Annotated in this window: 13 protein-coding genes; 10 read left to right on the top strand and 3 right to left on the bottom strand. The window is 70.4% G+C overall.

Annotation, left to right across the window (positions count from 1 at the left end):
* Positions 1 to 51: 51 nt before the first annotated feature.
* From BM115_RS20260 to BM115_RS20250, 3 genes are all read left to right on the top strand, one after another.
* Complete coding sequence (locus BM115_RS20260) at positions 52 to 1,974, top strand: sensor histidine kinase (protein WP_092298231.1); 1,923 nt, start codon at positions 52 to 54, stop codon at positions 1,972 to 1,974.
* 31 nt (positions 1,975 to 2,005) lie between these two features.
* Positions 2,006 to 3,325, top strand: coding sequence for a sigma-54-dependent transcriptional regulator (locus BM115_RS20255; protein WP_092298445.1), 1,320 nt, complete (start codon positions 2,006 to 2,008; stop codon positions 3,323 to 3,325).
* A gap of 466 nt (positions 3,326 to 3,791) precedes the next feature.
* Positions 3,792 to 4,391: a helix-turn-helix domain-containing protein gene (locus BM115_RS20250; protein ID WP_092298228.1), complete on the top strand. Its 600-nt coding sequence runs from the start codon at positions 3,792 to 3,794 to the stop codon at positions 4,389 to 4,391.
* A gap of 96 nt (positions 4,392 to 4,487) precedes the next feature.
* Here the strand turns inward: BM115_RS20250 and BM115_RS20245 are convergent, their stop codons facing one another.
* A complete protein-coding gene (locus tag BM115_RS20245) occupies positions 4,488 to 5,537 on the bottom strand; it encodes an ornithine cyclodeaminase (RefSeq protein ID WP_255370922.1) in 1,050 nt (349 codons plus the stop codon).
* 13 nt (positions 5,538 to 5,550) lie between these two features.
* Positions 5,551 to 6,429: a dimethylarginine dimethylaminohydrolase family protein gene (locus BM115_RS20240; RefSeq protein ID WP_092298225.1), complete on the bottom strand. Its 879-nt coding sequence runs from the start codon at positions 6,427 to 6,429 to the stop codon at positions 5,551 to 5,553.
* A gap of 143 nt (positions 6,430 to 6,572) precedes the next feature.
* Here BM115_RS20240 and BM115_RS20235 point away from each other — a divergent pair, with 143 nt between their 5' ends.
* Positions 6,573 to 6,995, top strand: a complete 423-nt coding sequence (locus BM115_RS20235; protein WP_092298223.1) for an Lrp/AsnC family transcriptional regulator — start codon at positions 6,573 to 6,575, stop codon at positions 6,993 to 6,995.
* Here the strand turns inward: BM115_RS20235 and BM115_RS20230 are convergent.
* On the bottom strand, positions 6,983 to 8,788 hold the full coding sequence (locus tag BM115_RS20230; RefSeq protein WP_092298220.1) for a chloride channel protein: 1,806 nt from the start codon (positions 8,786 to 8,788) through the stop codon (positions 6,983 to 6,985). The genes BM115_RS20235 and BM115_RS20230 overlap by 13 nt on opposite strands.
* 108 nt (positions 8,789 to 8,896) lie before the next feature.
* Between BM115_RS20230 and BM115_RS20225 the strand changes: the two genes are divergently transcribed.
* The 6 genes from BM115_RS20225 to BM115_RS20200 all read left to right on the top strand — a co-directional run bounded on the left by BM115_RS20225 (position 8,897) and on the right by BM115_RS20200 (position 15,012).
* Positions 8,897 to 10,027 (top strand): HPP family protein, encoded by a 1,131-nt coding sequence (locus BM115_RS20225; RefSeq protein WP_092298217.1) that lies wholly within the window; start codon positions 8,897 to 8,899, stop codon positions 10,025 to 10,027.
* Between the two features lie 271 nt (positions 10,028 to 10,298).
* Positions 10,299 to 11,402 carry an AI-2E family transporter gene (locus BM115_RS20220; protein WP_092298214.1) on the top strand — a complete coding sequence of 368 codons (1,104 nt, stop codon included), beginning with the start codon at positions 10,299 to 10,301 and terminating at the stop codon, positions 11,400 to 11,402.
* A complete protein-coding gene (locus BM115_RS20215) occupies positions 11,399 to 12,091 on the top strand; it encodes a paraquat-inducible protein A (protein ID WP_092298211.1) in 693 nt (230 codons plus the stop codon). Before BM115_RS20220 ends, BM115_RS20215 begins: the two co-directional genes overlap by 4 nt.
* Positions 12,088 to 12,771: a paraquat-inducible protein A gene (locus BM115_RS20210; RefSeq protein WP_092298208.1), complete on the top strand. Its 684-nt coding sequence runs from the start codon at positions 12,088 to 12,090 to the stop codon at positions 12,769 to 12,771. Before BM115_RS20215 ends, BM115_RS20210 begins: the two co-directional genes overlap by 4 nt.
* Positions 12,758 to 14,410, top strand: a complete 1,653-nt coding sequence (locus BM115_RS20205) for a PqiB family protein (RefSeq protein WP_092298205.1) — start codon at positions 12,758 to 12,760, stop codon at positions 14,408 to 14,410. The genes BM115_RS20210 and BM115_RS20205 overlap by 14 nt, the downstream gene beginning before the upstream one ends.
* Complete coding sequence (locus BM115_RS20200; protein WP_092298202.1) at positions 14,407 to 15,012, top strand: PqiC family protein; 606 nt, start codon at positions 14,407 to 14,409, stop codon at positions 15,010 to 15,012. Before BM115_RS20205 ends, BM115_RS20200 begins: the two co-directional genes overlap by 4 nt.
* Positions 15,013 to 15,020: the final 8 nt, after the last annotated feature.

The raw sequence follows: 15,020 nt of genomic DNA, 5'->3' as shown, positions 1-15,020 counted from the left end.
TGCGGCGTCGGCGTCACCCGACGGCTGTGCATCCGCCTCACAGAATTCCTCATGACCGGCCCCCTGTCCTCCGCCGAAACCGGCCTCGCTCCTGGCGGGGGCGGCGGCACCTCGCCCTGGCGCCGCGCCGCGCCGATCGTCGCCCTGCTGGCCCTGGCCGCGCTGGTGACGGCCGCGGGCTGGCTCGGCTATCGCTTTACCTATGACACCGCGCTGAACCGCCAGGCCGAACGTGGCCAGGTGCAGATGCGCCTGTACGCCCAGGCGCTGGAGAGCGAACTGGCCCGTTTCGACTACGTGCCGAGCCTGCTCTCGCTCGATGCCCGCATCGAGGGGCTGCTGCGCCAGCCGGGCAACCCCGAGCGCGTGGCCGCCGCCAACGCCTACCTCGCCGCGCTGAACGGCCGGGCAGGCACCCGCGTGGTCTATATCCTCGACGCGCGCGGCAAAGTCCTCGCGACCAGCAATTTCCAGCGTCCCGACAGCTATCTCGGCGAAGACCTGAGCTTCCGCCCCTACTTCCGCAGCGCCATCGAAGGCCAGCTCGGCCGCTTCTACGGCGTGGGCACCACGCGCAGCGAGTCTGGCTACTACCTCTCCGCCCCGCTGGGCGACCGTGACAAGCCGGTGGGCGTGGCGGTGGTCAAGATCGGCCTGGAGCCGCTCGAGAACCGCTGGCAGGGCAACGACAGCCAGATGCTGCTGAGCGACGAGAACGGCGTGGTGATCCTCGCTTCGGACCCGTCCTGGAAGCTGGCCGCCACGCGGCCGCTGGCGCCGGCCCAGCGCGAGAAGCTGGACCGCTCGCTCCAGTACAACCGCGCCCCGCTGCCCCCGCTGGCGCTGACCACGGTGCGCGAACTCGGCCCCGGCCCCAGCGAGGGCGGCGACGCCCTGGTACGGCTGCGCCAGGGCCCGCCGATGCTGGCCCAGCACCTGGCCCTGCCCGGCACCGACTGGAACCTGACCCTGCTGACCAATACCTCGCAGGCCCGCGTGGCCGCGCTCAACAGCGCGGCGCTGGCCGGCGTGCTGGCGGCGTTCGTGCTGCTGCTCGGGGCGGCCTGGAACGTGCGGCGGCGCATCGTCAGCGAGCGGCTGGCGGCGCGCACGGCGCTGGAGGCGGCCAACAGCGAACTCGAACGCAAGGTGGCCGAACGCACCGCCGACCTCTTCGCCGCGAACCAGCAACTGCATGCCGAAGTGGCCGAACGCACCCGCACCGAGACCTTCCTGCGCCAGGCGCAGGACGGGTTGATGCAGGCCGGCAAGCTCGCGGCGGTGGGCCAGATGTCGGCCGGCATCGCCCATGAACTGAACCAGCCGCTCGCGGCGCTGCGCACGCTCTCGGGCAACACCGGCAAGTTCCTCGAACGCGGCGACCACGCCACGGCGCAGGAAAACCTCGGCAAGATCATCGGGCTGGTGGACCGCATGGGGCGCATCACGGGCGCGCTGAAGTCCTTCGCGCGCAACCCGTCGGTGGGCCAGCGCGGCACGGCCCGCCTGGCCGAGGCAGTGGACAACGCGCTGTTCCTGCTGGAGACGCGCATCGCGGCGGTGGCGCCGGCCATCGAGCGCGACATCGACCCCCATCTGATGGTGGCCTGCGACCCGAACCGGCTCGAGCAGGTGCTCGTCAACCTCGTCGGCAATGCACTCGATGCAATGACCGCGATGGGCGGCCGCGCCGCGCCCCGGCTCTCGCTGCACGCCTACCAGAGCGGCGGGCTGGTGCACCTGACCGTGCGCGACAGCGGCCCGGGGCTGTCCGAGGCGGCCTTCGCGCGGCTGTTCGAGCCATTCTTCACGACCAAGCCGGCTGGCGAAGGGCTGGGGCTCGGCCTGACGCTGTCCGCCGGCATCCTGAACGAGAACGGCGGCACGCTGACCGCGATCAACCATCCCGAAGGCGGCGCCTGCTTTACGCTCGCCCTGCCCGAGGCTGGGCCGGAGGCGCGGCATGTCGGCTGAGGTGCAGCAGCCGGACGCCATGACGGCTGGCATGACGACGATGACGGTGATGATCGTCGAGGACGACCCGGACGTGCGGCTCGGCTGCGAGCAGGCGCTGCGGCTCGAAGGCATGGCCACGCGCGGCGTGCCCAGCGCCGAGGCCGCGCTGCGCGAGGTGCAGGCCGGCTACGCCGGCATCGTCGTCAGCGACATCCACCTGCCCGGCGCCGACGGCATGGCGCTGCTGCGCGAGCTGATGACGCGCGACGCCGCGCTGCCGGTCATCATGATCACCGGTCACGGCGACGTGTCGCTGGCCGTGCAGGCGATGAAACAAGGCGCGTACGACTTCCTCGAGAAGCCGTTCTCGCCCGAGCGGCTGGTGGCCACGTGCCGCCGCGCGCTCGACAAGCGCCGGCTGGCGCTGGAAGTGGCCGAGCTGCGCGCGCGGCTGGCCGGGCGCGAGACGCTGTCCGCCCGGCTGATCGGCGACTCCCCGGCCATCGGCCGGCTGCGCCAGATGATTGCCGACCTGGCCGACACCGCCGCCAACGTGCTGATCCACGGCGAGACCGGCACCGGCAAGGAGCTGGTGGCGCGCTGCCTGCACGAAGCCAGCGGCCGGCGGGCGCGCCATTTCGTGCCGATCAACTGCGGCGGCCTGCCCGAACAGCTGTTCGAATCGGAGATCTTCGGCCACGAGGCCGGCTCGTTCACGGGCGCCGCGCGGCGCCGCATCGGCAAGATCGAGCATGCCGACGGCGGCACGCTATTCCTCGACGAGATCGAGAGCATGCCGATGCCGATGCAGATCAAGCTGCTGCGCGTGCTGCAGGAGCGCGTGGTGGAGCGGCTGGGCTCCAACCTGCCGGTGCCGGTGAACGCACGCGTGGTGGCGGCGACCAAGGCGGACCTGCGCGCGCTGGCGGATGCCGGCCAGTTCCGCGCCGACCTGTACTACCGGCTGAACGTGGTGACGCTGGCCCTGCCGCCGCTGCGCGAGCGGCGCGAGGACGTGCCGCAGCTATTCGAGCATTTCGTCGCCCAGGCCGCGCTGCGCTTCGAGCGCGAGGCCGTGCCGGCCACAGCGGCCGAGCTGGCCCGGCTGGTGGCCTACCCCTGGCCCGGCAATGTGCGCGAGCTGCGCAACCTGGCCGAACGCCACGTGCTCGGCCTGGGCTGCGACCCCGCCCAGGGTGGCGCCGCGCCGCACGCGCTGCCGCTCCCCCAGGCCGTGGAGCAGTTCGAGCGCGCGCTGATCGCCGATGCGCTGCGCCGCCACGATGGCAACCTGAGCCGCGCCGGCGAGGCGCTGGGCGTGGCCAAGACCACGCTGTTCGACAAGGTGAGGAAGTACGGGCTGAACTGACCGTCACGCCGTCGACGGCAATGTATCGAATGTACGAGCGGGGGAACTGCCGCGCCTGGCACCTGTCCCTTGAGAGGTGCGCTGGGACTGGCACGCGGGCAAAAATGCCGGCGAGAATGCGAACCGGCAGCGTTGGTGCCGTCCACCGAAGCTGCCCGATGTACGTTAAACAACAAAAGTGTGACGCCAACCACGGGTTTCCCTGTGGCGGCACAGCGCGATGAAGCCATACTATTGGCATGGCGGAACCCTACCGACAGGCGGCACAGACTGCCAGGTTCCAACCGCGCGCGCGGGCACCTGAGCCCACGCACGCGTAAAAGCAACAAAGACCGGCCGGGGAGCGGGTCGCAAATGTCAGGGTCAGTAAATCCGGCAGCCCGGATCAAAACGGCGTGGCGCGTCCGAGGGTGCCACGCGGCGAGCAACTGGCGCCGTGCTGCCGATCGACACTACGGGTGATTGGATGAAACTGGATCCGGAACTGGCTGAAAAGCCCTACTACAGCACGCGGACCGCGGCAAAACTTCTCAACGTCTCGTTGGGCACCGTCCAGAAAATGGTCGAACGCGGCGAATTGGGCGCGTGGAAGACCAACGGCGGCCATCGGCGCATTCACAAGGAAACCGTCCATCGCCTGCTGGCGAGCCGCGCCACGCCTGACATGGCCGCCGAGCACGACCTCGACCTTGTGGTGTTTCACCCGAACCACCAGGAAGCGCAGCGCATCAGCGCCCAGCTGGGCAAGTGGTCGCTGCCGCTCAAGAGCCAGGTGCTCGAGGACGTGGTCGACACGGTCATCACCTCGGTCGACGCCCGGCCGCGGGTGGTGCTCTACTACGTGGAGGAGCTGAACGACGCCGAGTCGGCGACCATCGAGAAGCTCCAGAACTTCTTCGCGCGGCAACGCGTGATCTTCGCCGTGATCACCAACCGCCAGGCCTATGACGGCGTGGCCGATGCACTCCAGCAGTGGGGCATCATGGTGTTCCTGAAGACGCCGTCGCTGGAAGAGATCAAGGGCTTCCTGCGCGCGCAGCTGATGATGGGGCGCGTGGGCGCCTGAGCGCAGGCTGGCTCCCCTCCTCCTTCCGGGAGAGGGGAGCAAGACCACGCGTCCGGTATTAAGTAAGAGCCCCGTACACTCCCGCTCCCCTTCCCCTCAGGCCGCCACGGCTTCCTGGCAGGACGCCATCATCCAGCCGTACAGGTCGCGCGGGTCCGGCGGCAGCGCCACGAGCGCGATCGGCCGTCCCACCCCATGGGCGCGCGCGGCGGCATGGAGCCAGCGCAGCACGGCGTAGTCCTCCAGCGCGAATCCCACCGAATCGAAGATCGTCACATCGTCCGCCGACACCCGGCCCGGCGCGGCGCCTGACAGCACTTCCCACAACTCATGCACCGGCGCCTCGGGCCATTGCTGGATCTCGCCCTCGATGCGCGACTGCGGGGCGTACTCCACCACGATGCGCGCGGCGTGCAGGATGTCCGCGTGCAGCTCGGTCTTGCCCGGGCAGTCGCCGCCCACGGCGTTCAGGTGCATGCCGGGACGGATCATGTCCGGCGTGAGGATGGTGGCGTGGGTCTTGTCGGCCGTCACCGTGGTCACGATGTCGGCCCCCGCCAGCGCGGCCGAGATCGACCCCACCGGCACGATCGACAGGCCCGCCACGCCGGCAAGGTTGTGCACCAGCCGCGCGGTGGCCGCCGGGTCGATGTCGTAGGCGCGGATCTCGCGCACGCCAAGCATCGCGTGGAAGGCCAGCGACTGGAATTCGGCCTGCGCGCCGTTGCCGACCAGCGCCATCGTGCGGGCACCGGGCCGGGCCATGGCGCGCGCCGCCAGCGCCGAGGTGGCGGCCGTGCGCAGCGCCGTGGCCAGCGTCAGGTCGGCCAGCAGCAGCGGGAAGCCCGTGCGCACATCGGCCAGCATGCCGCAGGCCATCACCGTCGGCAGCGCCTGCTGCGCGTTGCCGGGATGCCCGTTGACGTACTTGAAGGCGAACTGGGCGCCGTCGCTGACCGGCATCAGCTCGATCACGCCCACCGGCGAATGGCTGGCCAGCCGCGCCGATTTCTCGAAGGCGGGCCAGCGCAGAAAGTCTTGGCGGACGTGCTCGGCGACCTCGCCGATGGCCCGGGCGACGCCGATGCGGCGCACCAGCGTGGCGGCGTCGGCGGCATCCAGGAAGGTTGTCATTTTGGCCGTCATGGCGGTCTCCTGGTCATGCGGCCACGGCGCGGCGCGCGGGCGTGCTGGTGCGATCCAGGCGCAGTGTCATGCAGTAAGCCCCGCCGCCGGAGAGCATGTACGGCGACAGGTCTACCTCGTGCAGCCGGTAGCCGCGCCGGCCCAGTTCGCCGCGCAGATGCGGCGTGGTGCGGGTCATCACCACGTGGTCGTCCAGATTGACGGCGTTGACGCTGAAGTGGCGCAGATCGTCCTCGGTGGCCTCGATGCGCAGCGCCGCCGGCACGCGCGCGTGCAGGGTGCGCAGCGCCGCCGCCGAGAACGCCGGCGGGTAATAGAGCACCTCGCCGCCGGCCAGCGGACAGAAGCAGACGTCGAGGTGATAGCTCTGCTCGGTGGCCAGTTCCAGCGCCACCACCTCCTGTCCAAACTGCGCGCCGACGGCATCGGCGGCCTCGCGCGAGGAGCGCGGACCGAAGCCGGCCCAGAAATGGCCGCGCTGCGCGTCCCAGATGCAGTCGCCCGCCCCTTCCTGATAGCAGCCCTCGGGCAGCGTGATCACGCTGTCGAGCAGACCGCGCGCGCGCAGCGCGTCGAAGATTGCCGCGAACGGCGCTTCTTCGCCCCGGCGCTGCGGGTAGCGGAAGCGCGCCAGCACGGCCTTGCCGTCGAGCACGACCGCCGCGTTGGCCGGGAACACCATGTCGGGCTGGCCCGGCGCCCCTTCGGCCACCTCGACGGCAAACCCGGCGGCGGTCAGCGCGGCGTGGAGCGCGTCGAACGACGCCCGGGCCTGGCGATGCATGCCGCGCGGGTCGCGCGCCCAGGCTGCCGGGTCCATCCACGGGTTGATGCTGTAGGACACGTCATAGAACGTGGGGGCGATGAGGAGGATGGTCGGGCGGTCGGTCACGGGGGCTCCTTTGTCTGTTGTGGCTGCCGTGCGTGCATTGTGGTGCCCGCCCGCGCCAACAAATAGCCAGCAAGATGGACAAAATGCGCGCACGATTCGACAATTCGCCAGCATAAGGCGACAAATCGCCAGAGGAGCCCCCGATGGACGCCACCGACCGACAACTGTTGAGCCTGTTGCGCGACAACGCCCGCACGCCCGTGACGGCGCTGGCCAAGGCGCTGCGCGTCTCGCGCGCGACGGTGCAGAACCGGATCGACAAACTGGAGAAGGAAGGGCTGATCGTCGGCTACACGGTGCGACTCAAGGCCGAGGCCGAGCCACACCGCATCCGCGCCTGGATGACGGTGGCCGTCGAGGGCAATCGTGCCCGGCAGGTGCTGCAGGCCCTGCGCGGAGAGCCCAATGTGCAGACCCTGCATACGACCAACGGCCGCTGGGACATCATCGCCGAACTGCGCGCGGACACGCTGGAGCAGTTCGACCGCACGCTGGACCGGATCCGGCTGATCGAGGGGATCTCGGCCACCGAAACCAGCATCCTGCTGACCAGCTACAAGCTCTGACCGACCCCGCGCACCGCGCGCACTGCCCCGCGCAGCCGCTCGCGGCGGGTTTCCTCGTGCATCACATGGCCGCTCGGGGCCAGCAGGTCGCGTAGCGAGACGATGCCGACGATGCGCATCGTCGCCACGCTCTCCACCACCGGCAGGCGCGCCACGCTCAGTTCGGCCATGCGGCCGGCGGCGGCGCGGCCAGTCAGCGCGGGCAGCAGCGCGGCGGGCGCGGCATCGCCCTGCCCCGCCACCAGATCCCCGCAACGCAGCCCCGCATCGTCCCCGGCATGGGCCGCGACGATGGCCGTGCGATGGAGCATGCCGACCAGCCGGCCCGCGCGCACCACCGGGTAGGCGCGATGGGCGGCGTGGTCACCGAAGTAGCGCGGCAGGGCGTCGGCCACGGGTAGTTCGGCGTCGATGGTCACTACGTCGCGCGTCATCAGTTCGTCCACGTGGGCGCGTTCGAGCGGGTCCACGCCGTACTCCCGATAGATATGGAGCCCGCGCCGGGCGATCTTCTCGGTCATGATCGACCGCTTCATGGTCAGCACCGAGAAACCGTAGGCCACCGCCGTGGTCAGCAGCAGCGGCAGCAGCGCCTCGCTGTCGTGCGTGAGGCCGAAGGCGAAGACGATGGCGGTCAGCGGTGCGCCCAGCACGCTGCCGAGCACGCCGGCCATGCAGACCAGCGCCCAGAGCGCCGGGGAGCCGCCCGGCAACACCGGCGCCAGCACCACGCCCAGCCCGGCGCCGAGCATCAGCAGCGGCGCCAGCACGCCGCCCGAGGTACCCGAGCCCAGCGCGGCAATCCAGATCACGGCCTTGACGGCCAGCAGCGCCACGGCCACCTCCAGCGCGAGGCGGTTGTTGAGCAGGTCGCCGATCACGTCGTAGCCCACGCCCAGCGCGCGCGGCTCGAAATAGCCGCCAATGCCCACCACCAGCCCGCCGATGGCCGGCCACCACATCCAGTGCAGGCGCAGCTTGCCGAACGCGTCTTCGGTGCGATAGAGCGCCAGCGTCAGCCCCGCGCCGAGCACGCCACACAGCAGCCCGGCCAGCACGCACGAACCCAGCGCCAGTGTGCTGGCCGGCGCGGTCTGGAGCGGGAACAGCGGGCCGGCCTCGAACACGAACGGCCGCAGGAAGCCCGCCACGGCGCAGGCCAGCGCCACCGGCAGCAGGCTGCGCGGGCGCAGCTCGAACAGCAGCAGTTCGATGGCCAGCAGCACGGCGGCCACCGGCGTGCCGAAGATCGCCGTCATGCCGGCGCAGGCGCCCGCCACCAGCAGCGTCTTGCGCTCGGCGGCGGTCAGGTGCAGGTACTGGGCCAGCAGCGAGGCGATGGAGCCGCCGGTCATGATGATCGGCCCCTCGGCCCCGAACGGCCCGCCGCTGCCAATCACGATGCCGGACGACAGCGGCTTGAGCACGGCCACCTTCGGCGACATGCGGCTCTTGCCGAACAGCACCGCCTCGATGGCCTCGGGGATGCCGTGGCCGCGGATCTTGTCGCTGCCGTAGCGTGCCATCAGGCCGACGATCAGCCCGCCGATGGCCGGCACGACGATTACCCAGGGGCCCAGCGCGTGGCTGGCCGGCGAGCGCTCCGCGAAGGAGATCGTCTGGAAGAAGAACAGGTTGGTGAAGAAGCGGATCAGATTGACCAGCACGAAGGCGGCGCCGGTGCTGATCGCGCCGATGGCCAGCGCGATGCCGGCCAGCATGGGCAGGCGGCCGTTGGCGGCGTAGTCGCGTTTCTCGAACGGGACGGGGTCGGAATGTGATGAGGGAGGCATAAGGGGGGGCGGGGGCAGGGGGGCGCAGTCCGGAGGCCGGCGCAATATATCATGCGATGATATATTTGCGGACCCCCGCATTCTGAGCGCCCCTGCTCCCCGATATCGATGCCCGCCGCATTCGACACTTCCCAACCCGTTGCCAAGGCACGTGCCTGGCTGCGCACTTTCGTGCCGATGCCGATCGCCGCGAGCCTTGGCGAGCGCCTGAAAAGCTGCCTTGGCGCGCTGATCGGCCTGTTCCTGACCGAGTGGATCTGTCGCCGCTTCCTGCAGGGCTTCAACCCGTGGTTCATCGCGCCGATGGGCGCGTCGGCCGTGCTGCTGTTCGCCGTGCCGTCCAGCCCGCTGGCCCAGCCGTGGTCGATCATCGGCGGCAATCTGGTCGCCGCCACCGTGGGCGTGGCCTGCGCGCGCTGGATTCCGGACCCTGGGCTGGCGGCCGGCGTGGCCGTGGCGGGCGCCATCGCCCTGATGTTCCAACTCCGCTGCGTGCACCCGCCCAGCGGTGCCGTCGCCGTCACAGCGGTGCTGGGCGGCCCGGCTGTGCAGGCGCTGGGCTTCGGCTTCGTGGTGATGCCGGTGGCCATCAATTCGATGCTGCTGCTGCTGGCCGCCCTCGCCTTCAACAACTTCGCCCGGCGGCGCTATCCGCATCGGCCGCCCGAGGCCGCCACGCAGCATCACACCCGCGACGTGCCGCCAAGCCAGCGCGTGGGCGTGACGCGCGCCGACCTGGACGCCGTGCTGGCCGCGCGCGGCGAGTTCCTGGACATCGAGGAAGACGATCTCGAGGCCATCATCGTGGAGGCCGAGCTGCGCGCCTATCGGCGCCGCTTTGGCGATGTGGCGTGCGGGGACATCATGTCGCGGGACGTGGTGGCCGTGCGCCCCGGCCAGGCCGCCGCGGACGCCGCCGCGCTGCTGGCGCGCCATCACATCAAGGCGCTGCCCGTGGTGGACGGCCGGCGCCGCCTGCTCGGCATCCTCACCCAGACCGACTTTTTCCGCGCCCAGCGCATGCACTCGCGCCGCGTGAACGGCACCGTGCGCGACCTGATGACCCGCGCGGTGGTCACCGCGCGCCCCGACCAGCCCATCGTGGACCTGGGCCGCGCCTTCTCCGACGGCGGGCTGCACCATGTGCCGGTGATCGACGACAACCGCTGCGTGGTCGGCATGGTCACCCAGACGGACCTCGTGGCGGCCCTGCTGCGCCGGGGCGTGACGGAGCCGTGATGGCGGCTTGAGGCGCCGGCCCTCTCCCCCGGCCCCTCTCCCAAAGGGAGAGGGGAGCCAACCACCGGCATCTCAAGCGCTATCTGGGGTCTCCCCTCGCCCGCTTGCGGGAGAGGGGCCGGGGGAGAGGGCCAGCCTCTCCACGAAGTCTCCGCCCCACATCCCGCCTCCCATTACACTCATCCAGGCCAGCGCCCCCGGCGGCGCTGTCATCGATTTCCGCTATGCTTACGGCGTTTCCGTCACACGGCCGCCCCTGGAGATCTGCCCGATGAGTTCCGGACAATTGATTGAAAAGCTCGCCGCCGTCTTCGCGCTGATCGTGTTGATCGGCGGTTCGCTGCTGGTACTCGCCCCGTTCGCCACCGCGCTGCTGTGGGGCGCGATCCTCGCGTACGCCTCCTGGTACCCCTATACCGTACTCACGCGCTGGCTCGGCAACCGGCGCGGCATCGCCGCCCTGATCTGCGTGCTGATTTCCACGGTCATCGTGCTCGGCCCGTTCGTCTATGCCGGCGCCAGCCTCTCCGGCCATCTGGACGATCTCCAGGCGCTGGTCGAACGCTATACCCAGCACGGCATTCCCCAACTGCCCGAATGGCTCAGCAGCCTGCCCTTCGTCGGCAACCAGCTCGCCAACGCGTGGCAGGAGGTCATCACCGCCGACTCCGAGATGGTGGCCAACCTGCGCAAGCTGATCGCGCCGGTCGGCCATGTGCTGCTGGGCGCGGGCCTGTCGATTGGCGCCGGGCTGGGCCAGCTGGCGCTCTCCATCGTCCTGGCGTTCTTCTTCTATACCGGCGGCGAACTGGCCGTGCAGTGGCTGCGCGGCGGCATGCGCCGCGTGGCGGGCGAGCGCGCCGACCACCTGCTGGCGCTGGCCGGCAGCACGGTCAAGGGCGTGGTCTACGGCGTGCTCGGCACCGCCTTCATCCAGGCCGTGCTGGCCGCCATCGGCTTCTGGATTGCCGGCGTGCCCGGCGCCGCCATCCTCGGCTTCATCACCTTCTTCCTCTCCGTGGTGCCGATGGGCCCGCCGCTGATCTGGATTCCGGCCGCGCTGTGGCTCTACCACTCGGGCCACACCGGCTGGGCGATCTTCATGGTGATCTGGGGCGGCGCCGTGGTCGGCATGGCGGACAACGTGGTCAAGCCGTTGCTGATCAGCAAGGGCACCGGCCTGCCGCTGATCTGGATCATGATGGGCGTGCTGGGCGGAGCGCTGGCCTTCGGCTTCCTCGGCGTGTTCATCGGCCCGACCGTGCTGGCCGTGGCCTACGCGCTGCTGCGCGACTGGACCATCGGCACGCAGGAACGGCCGCCGATGACCGCCGTCACGGCCACGCCACCCAAGACCCTCACTCCGGACGCATGACGCCGGCGCCGCACGCTCCTCCCGACACCCCGCAGGACCTGCCCCCGGATCTGCACCGGCTGGTGGCCTGCGAATACTGCGACGCGCTCTACGAACGCACCGCGCTGGCCCCCGGCGAGCGCGCCGCCTGCCTGCGCTGCGGCGGCCCGCTCTACCGCGAAAGCTCGCGCGCCTACCGCCGCCTGCTGCCGCTGGTGGTGACGGCGCTGATCCTGTTCCTGATCTCCAACGCCTTCCCCATCGTCGAGATGGACCTCAAGGGCGTGCGCACCCAGACCACGCTGATCGGCGCCGTGCAGGCGCTGTTCGCGGACCAGATGGCGCCGGTGGCGCTGCTGGTCTTCGCCACTACCATCCTGTTCCCGCTCTCCGAGATGCTGATGATGGGCTACCTGCTGGTGCCGATGTCGCGCCGGCAGATGCCGCCCGGGTTCGACCGCATCGTGCGCGGCATCCGCCAGACCCGGCCCTGGGGCATGATCGAGGTGTTCATGATCGGCGTGCTGGTCACGCTGGTGAAGCTGTCCACCATGGCGCAGGTGCTGCCCGGCGTGGCGCTGTGGTCGTTCGGCGCGCTGGTGATCGTGCTGGCGGCGATGCTGTCGTTCGATCCGCGCGACCTGTGGCACTACCTCGAGCCGCCCGGCGCGGACGAGGTGCCGCCCCGTGACCGGAGCCCAGCGCCATGAAGACGTTCAGGCTACCCGACAACGACGACGACGCACCGCTGCCCCAGGTGCCCACGGCCACCTCGCGCGGGCTGGTGTCCTGCCACGCCTGCGACCTGGTCAGCCCGCGTACGCTGGAAGGCCAGCCCTGCCCACGCTGCGGCGCCACGCTGCACCATCGCAAGCCGGCCAGCCTGGCGCGCACCTGGGCGTTCTTGCTGGCCGCCTATATTCTCTATATTCCCGCCAACCTGCTGCCGGTGATGGTCACGCAGTCGATCCTCGGCACCCAGCGCGACACGATCCTCTCGGGCGTGATCTACCTCTGGGTGTCCGGCTCGCACCTGCTGGCCGGCGTGGTGCTGATCGCCAGCATCGTCGTGCCGCTGCTGAAGATGATGATCCTGACGCTGCTGCTGGTCTCGGTGCACCTGCGCACGTCGTGGCGCATCCGCCAGCAGACCAGGCTGTACTGGCTGGTGGAAATCATCGGCCGCTGGTCGATGCTCGATATCTTCGTGGTGGCGCTGCTCGCCTCGCTGGTGCGCGCCGGCGCGCTCGCCACGATCATCCCGGGCGGCGGCGCGATGGCCTTCGGCGCCGTGGTCGTCCTGACCATGATGGCGTCGCTGAGCTTCGATCCGCGCCTGCTGTGGGACTCACTCGAATTGCCGGAATCCACCAACGATGCCCGACACTGACAACGCCGCTCCACCCCTTCCGCCCCCGCCGCCCCCCGGCGGCCTGCCCCAGCCCGCGCGGCGCAAGCCGGCGCGCTGGCTGCCCTCGCTGGTCTGGCTGATCCCGATCGTCGCCGCCGTGGTGGGCATCTCGCTGCTGATCAACACGCTGGCCTCGCGCGGGCCCGACATCACGGTGACCTTCCGCACCGCCGAGGGCCTGACGCCGGGCAAGACCGCCGTGCGCTACAAGGATGTCGATATCGGGCTGGTGAAGTCCGTGCGGCTGGCGCCGGACCGCTCGCACGTGGTGGCCATCATCGAGCTGACCAAGGATGCCGAGAACTTCGCCGTCAGCGACACGCGCTTCTGGGTGGTGCGACCGCGCTTCGCGGTCAGCGGGGTGTCCGGGCTGGAGACGCTGCTGTCCGGCGCCTATATCGGCGTGGATGCCGGCAAGTCGCAGTCCAGCACGCGCAGCTTCACCGGGCTGGAGGTGCCGCCGGTGGTCACCACCGATGCCTCCGGCCGGCAGTTCGTGCTCCGCGCGCAGGACCTGGGCTCGCTCGACATCGGCTCACCGGTCTACTACCGCCGCGTGCAGGTGGGCCAGGTGGTGGCTTACCAGCTCGAGCCGAACGGGCGCGACATCACGCTGCGGGTGTTCGTGAACAAGCCGTACGACACGCTCGTCACCGCCGATACCCGCTTCTGGCACGCCAGCGGGGTGGACCTGAAGCTCGATGCGGGCGGGCTCAAGCTCTCCACGCAGTCGCTGGTGACGGTCCTGCTGGGCGGCGTGGCGTTCCAGTCGCCCGACAACTCCTCGGCCCGCACGGCCGCCGCCGAGAACACGCAATACCTGCTCGCCGGCGATCAGTCGGAGGCCATGAAGGAGCCTGATGAACTGGCGCCCGCGCTGGCCGTGCTCAACTTCGACCAGTCCGTGCGCGGGCTGACGCCGGGCGCGCCGGTGGACTTCCGTGGCGTGGTGGTGGGCACGGTGCGCTCCATCGGCATCGAGTACGTGCGCGACAAGAAGGCGTTCCGCATGCCGGTGGTGGTGGAGTTCTATCCGTCGCGCATGGGCTTCCGTGAACGCGACGTGGCCGACGAGGAGCGCAAGCGCGCCATCGTGCAGGGGCTGGTCAAGCGGGGCATGCGCGCGCAGCTACGTACCGGCAACCTGCTGACCGGCCAGCTCTACGTGGCGCTCGACTTCTTCCCGAAGGCGCCGCCGCCGACCGACATCGACCTCAATGCGGCGATGCCGGAACTGCCGACCACGCCGGGCACGTTCGACGCCCTGCAGGCCAAGCTGGGCGATATCGTCAACCGCATCGACAAGGTGCCGTTCGACCAGATCGGGCAGGACCTGCGCACGGCCATGGCCTCGATGAACGCGATGATGGCCTCCGCCGACAAGCTCGTGGCCCAGCTCAACGGCGACGTGGCCCCGCAGGTGCTGGCCGCGCTGCAGGACGCGCGCCGCACGCTGACGGCGGCCAACGGCACGCTGGCCTCTGACGCGCCGTTGCAGCAGGACACGCGCCGAATGCTGCAGGAACTGACGCGCACGGCTGTGTCCCTGCGCGCGCTGACCGACTACCTGGAACGCCACCCCGAGGCGCTGCTGCGCGGCAAGGCGGAGAAACCATGATGAAGCGATCTGCTGACAAGATGAGGATGGCGCCGGCCGTGCTGGCGGCGCTCGCCGCGCTGGCGGTGCTGGCAGGCTGCGCCTCGCCCGAGCCGCGCTACTACACGCTGGCGAACGGCGAAGCCACGGCGCCTGCGGCGGCCACGACTCCGATCTGGATCGAGGTGGCCCCGGTACGGGTGCCCGAGCGGCTGAACCGACCCCAACTGGTGGTGGCGGACGGCAGCGAAGGCGGGCTGAAGCTGCTCGACCTGTCGCGCTGGTCGTCGCCGCTGCCGGACGAACTGCGCGACGCGCTGTCCCAGCAGTTGCAGGCGCGGCTCGGCGCGGTGGATACCTACCAGCAGGGCTTGTCGGAAGTGACGCCGGTGTACCGCGTGACCACGGAAGTGGTGCGGCTCGATGGCGATCTGGGCCAGCGCGCTGCCGCCACCATCGCCTGGACCGTGCGCAAGCTGCCCGACGGCAAGGTGCTGAGCGGCCGCACGCAGACCGAGCTGCCCGCGCCGGGCCAGGTGGACGGCATGGTCACCGCCTACCGCCAGATCGTGGCGACCACCGCCGCCGACATCGCCGCCGGCGTGCAATCGCTGCGGCCCTGATCCTTATC

This window comes from Cupriavidus sp. OV096 (assembly GCF_900115455.1).
Lineage (GTDB): Bacteria > Pseudomonadota > Gammaproteobacteria > Burkholderiales > Burkholderiaceae > Cupriavidus.
This window is presented reverse-complemented; position numbering and strand designations above follow the sequence as displayed.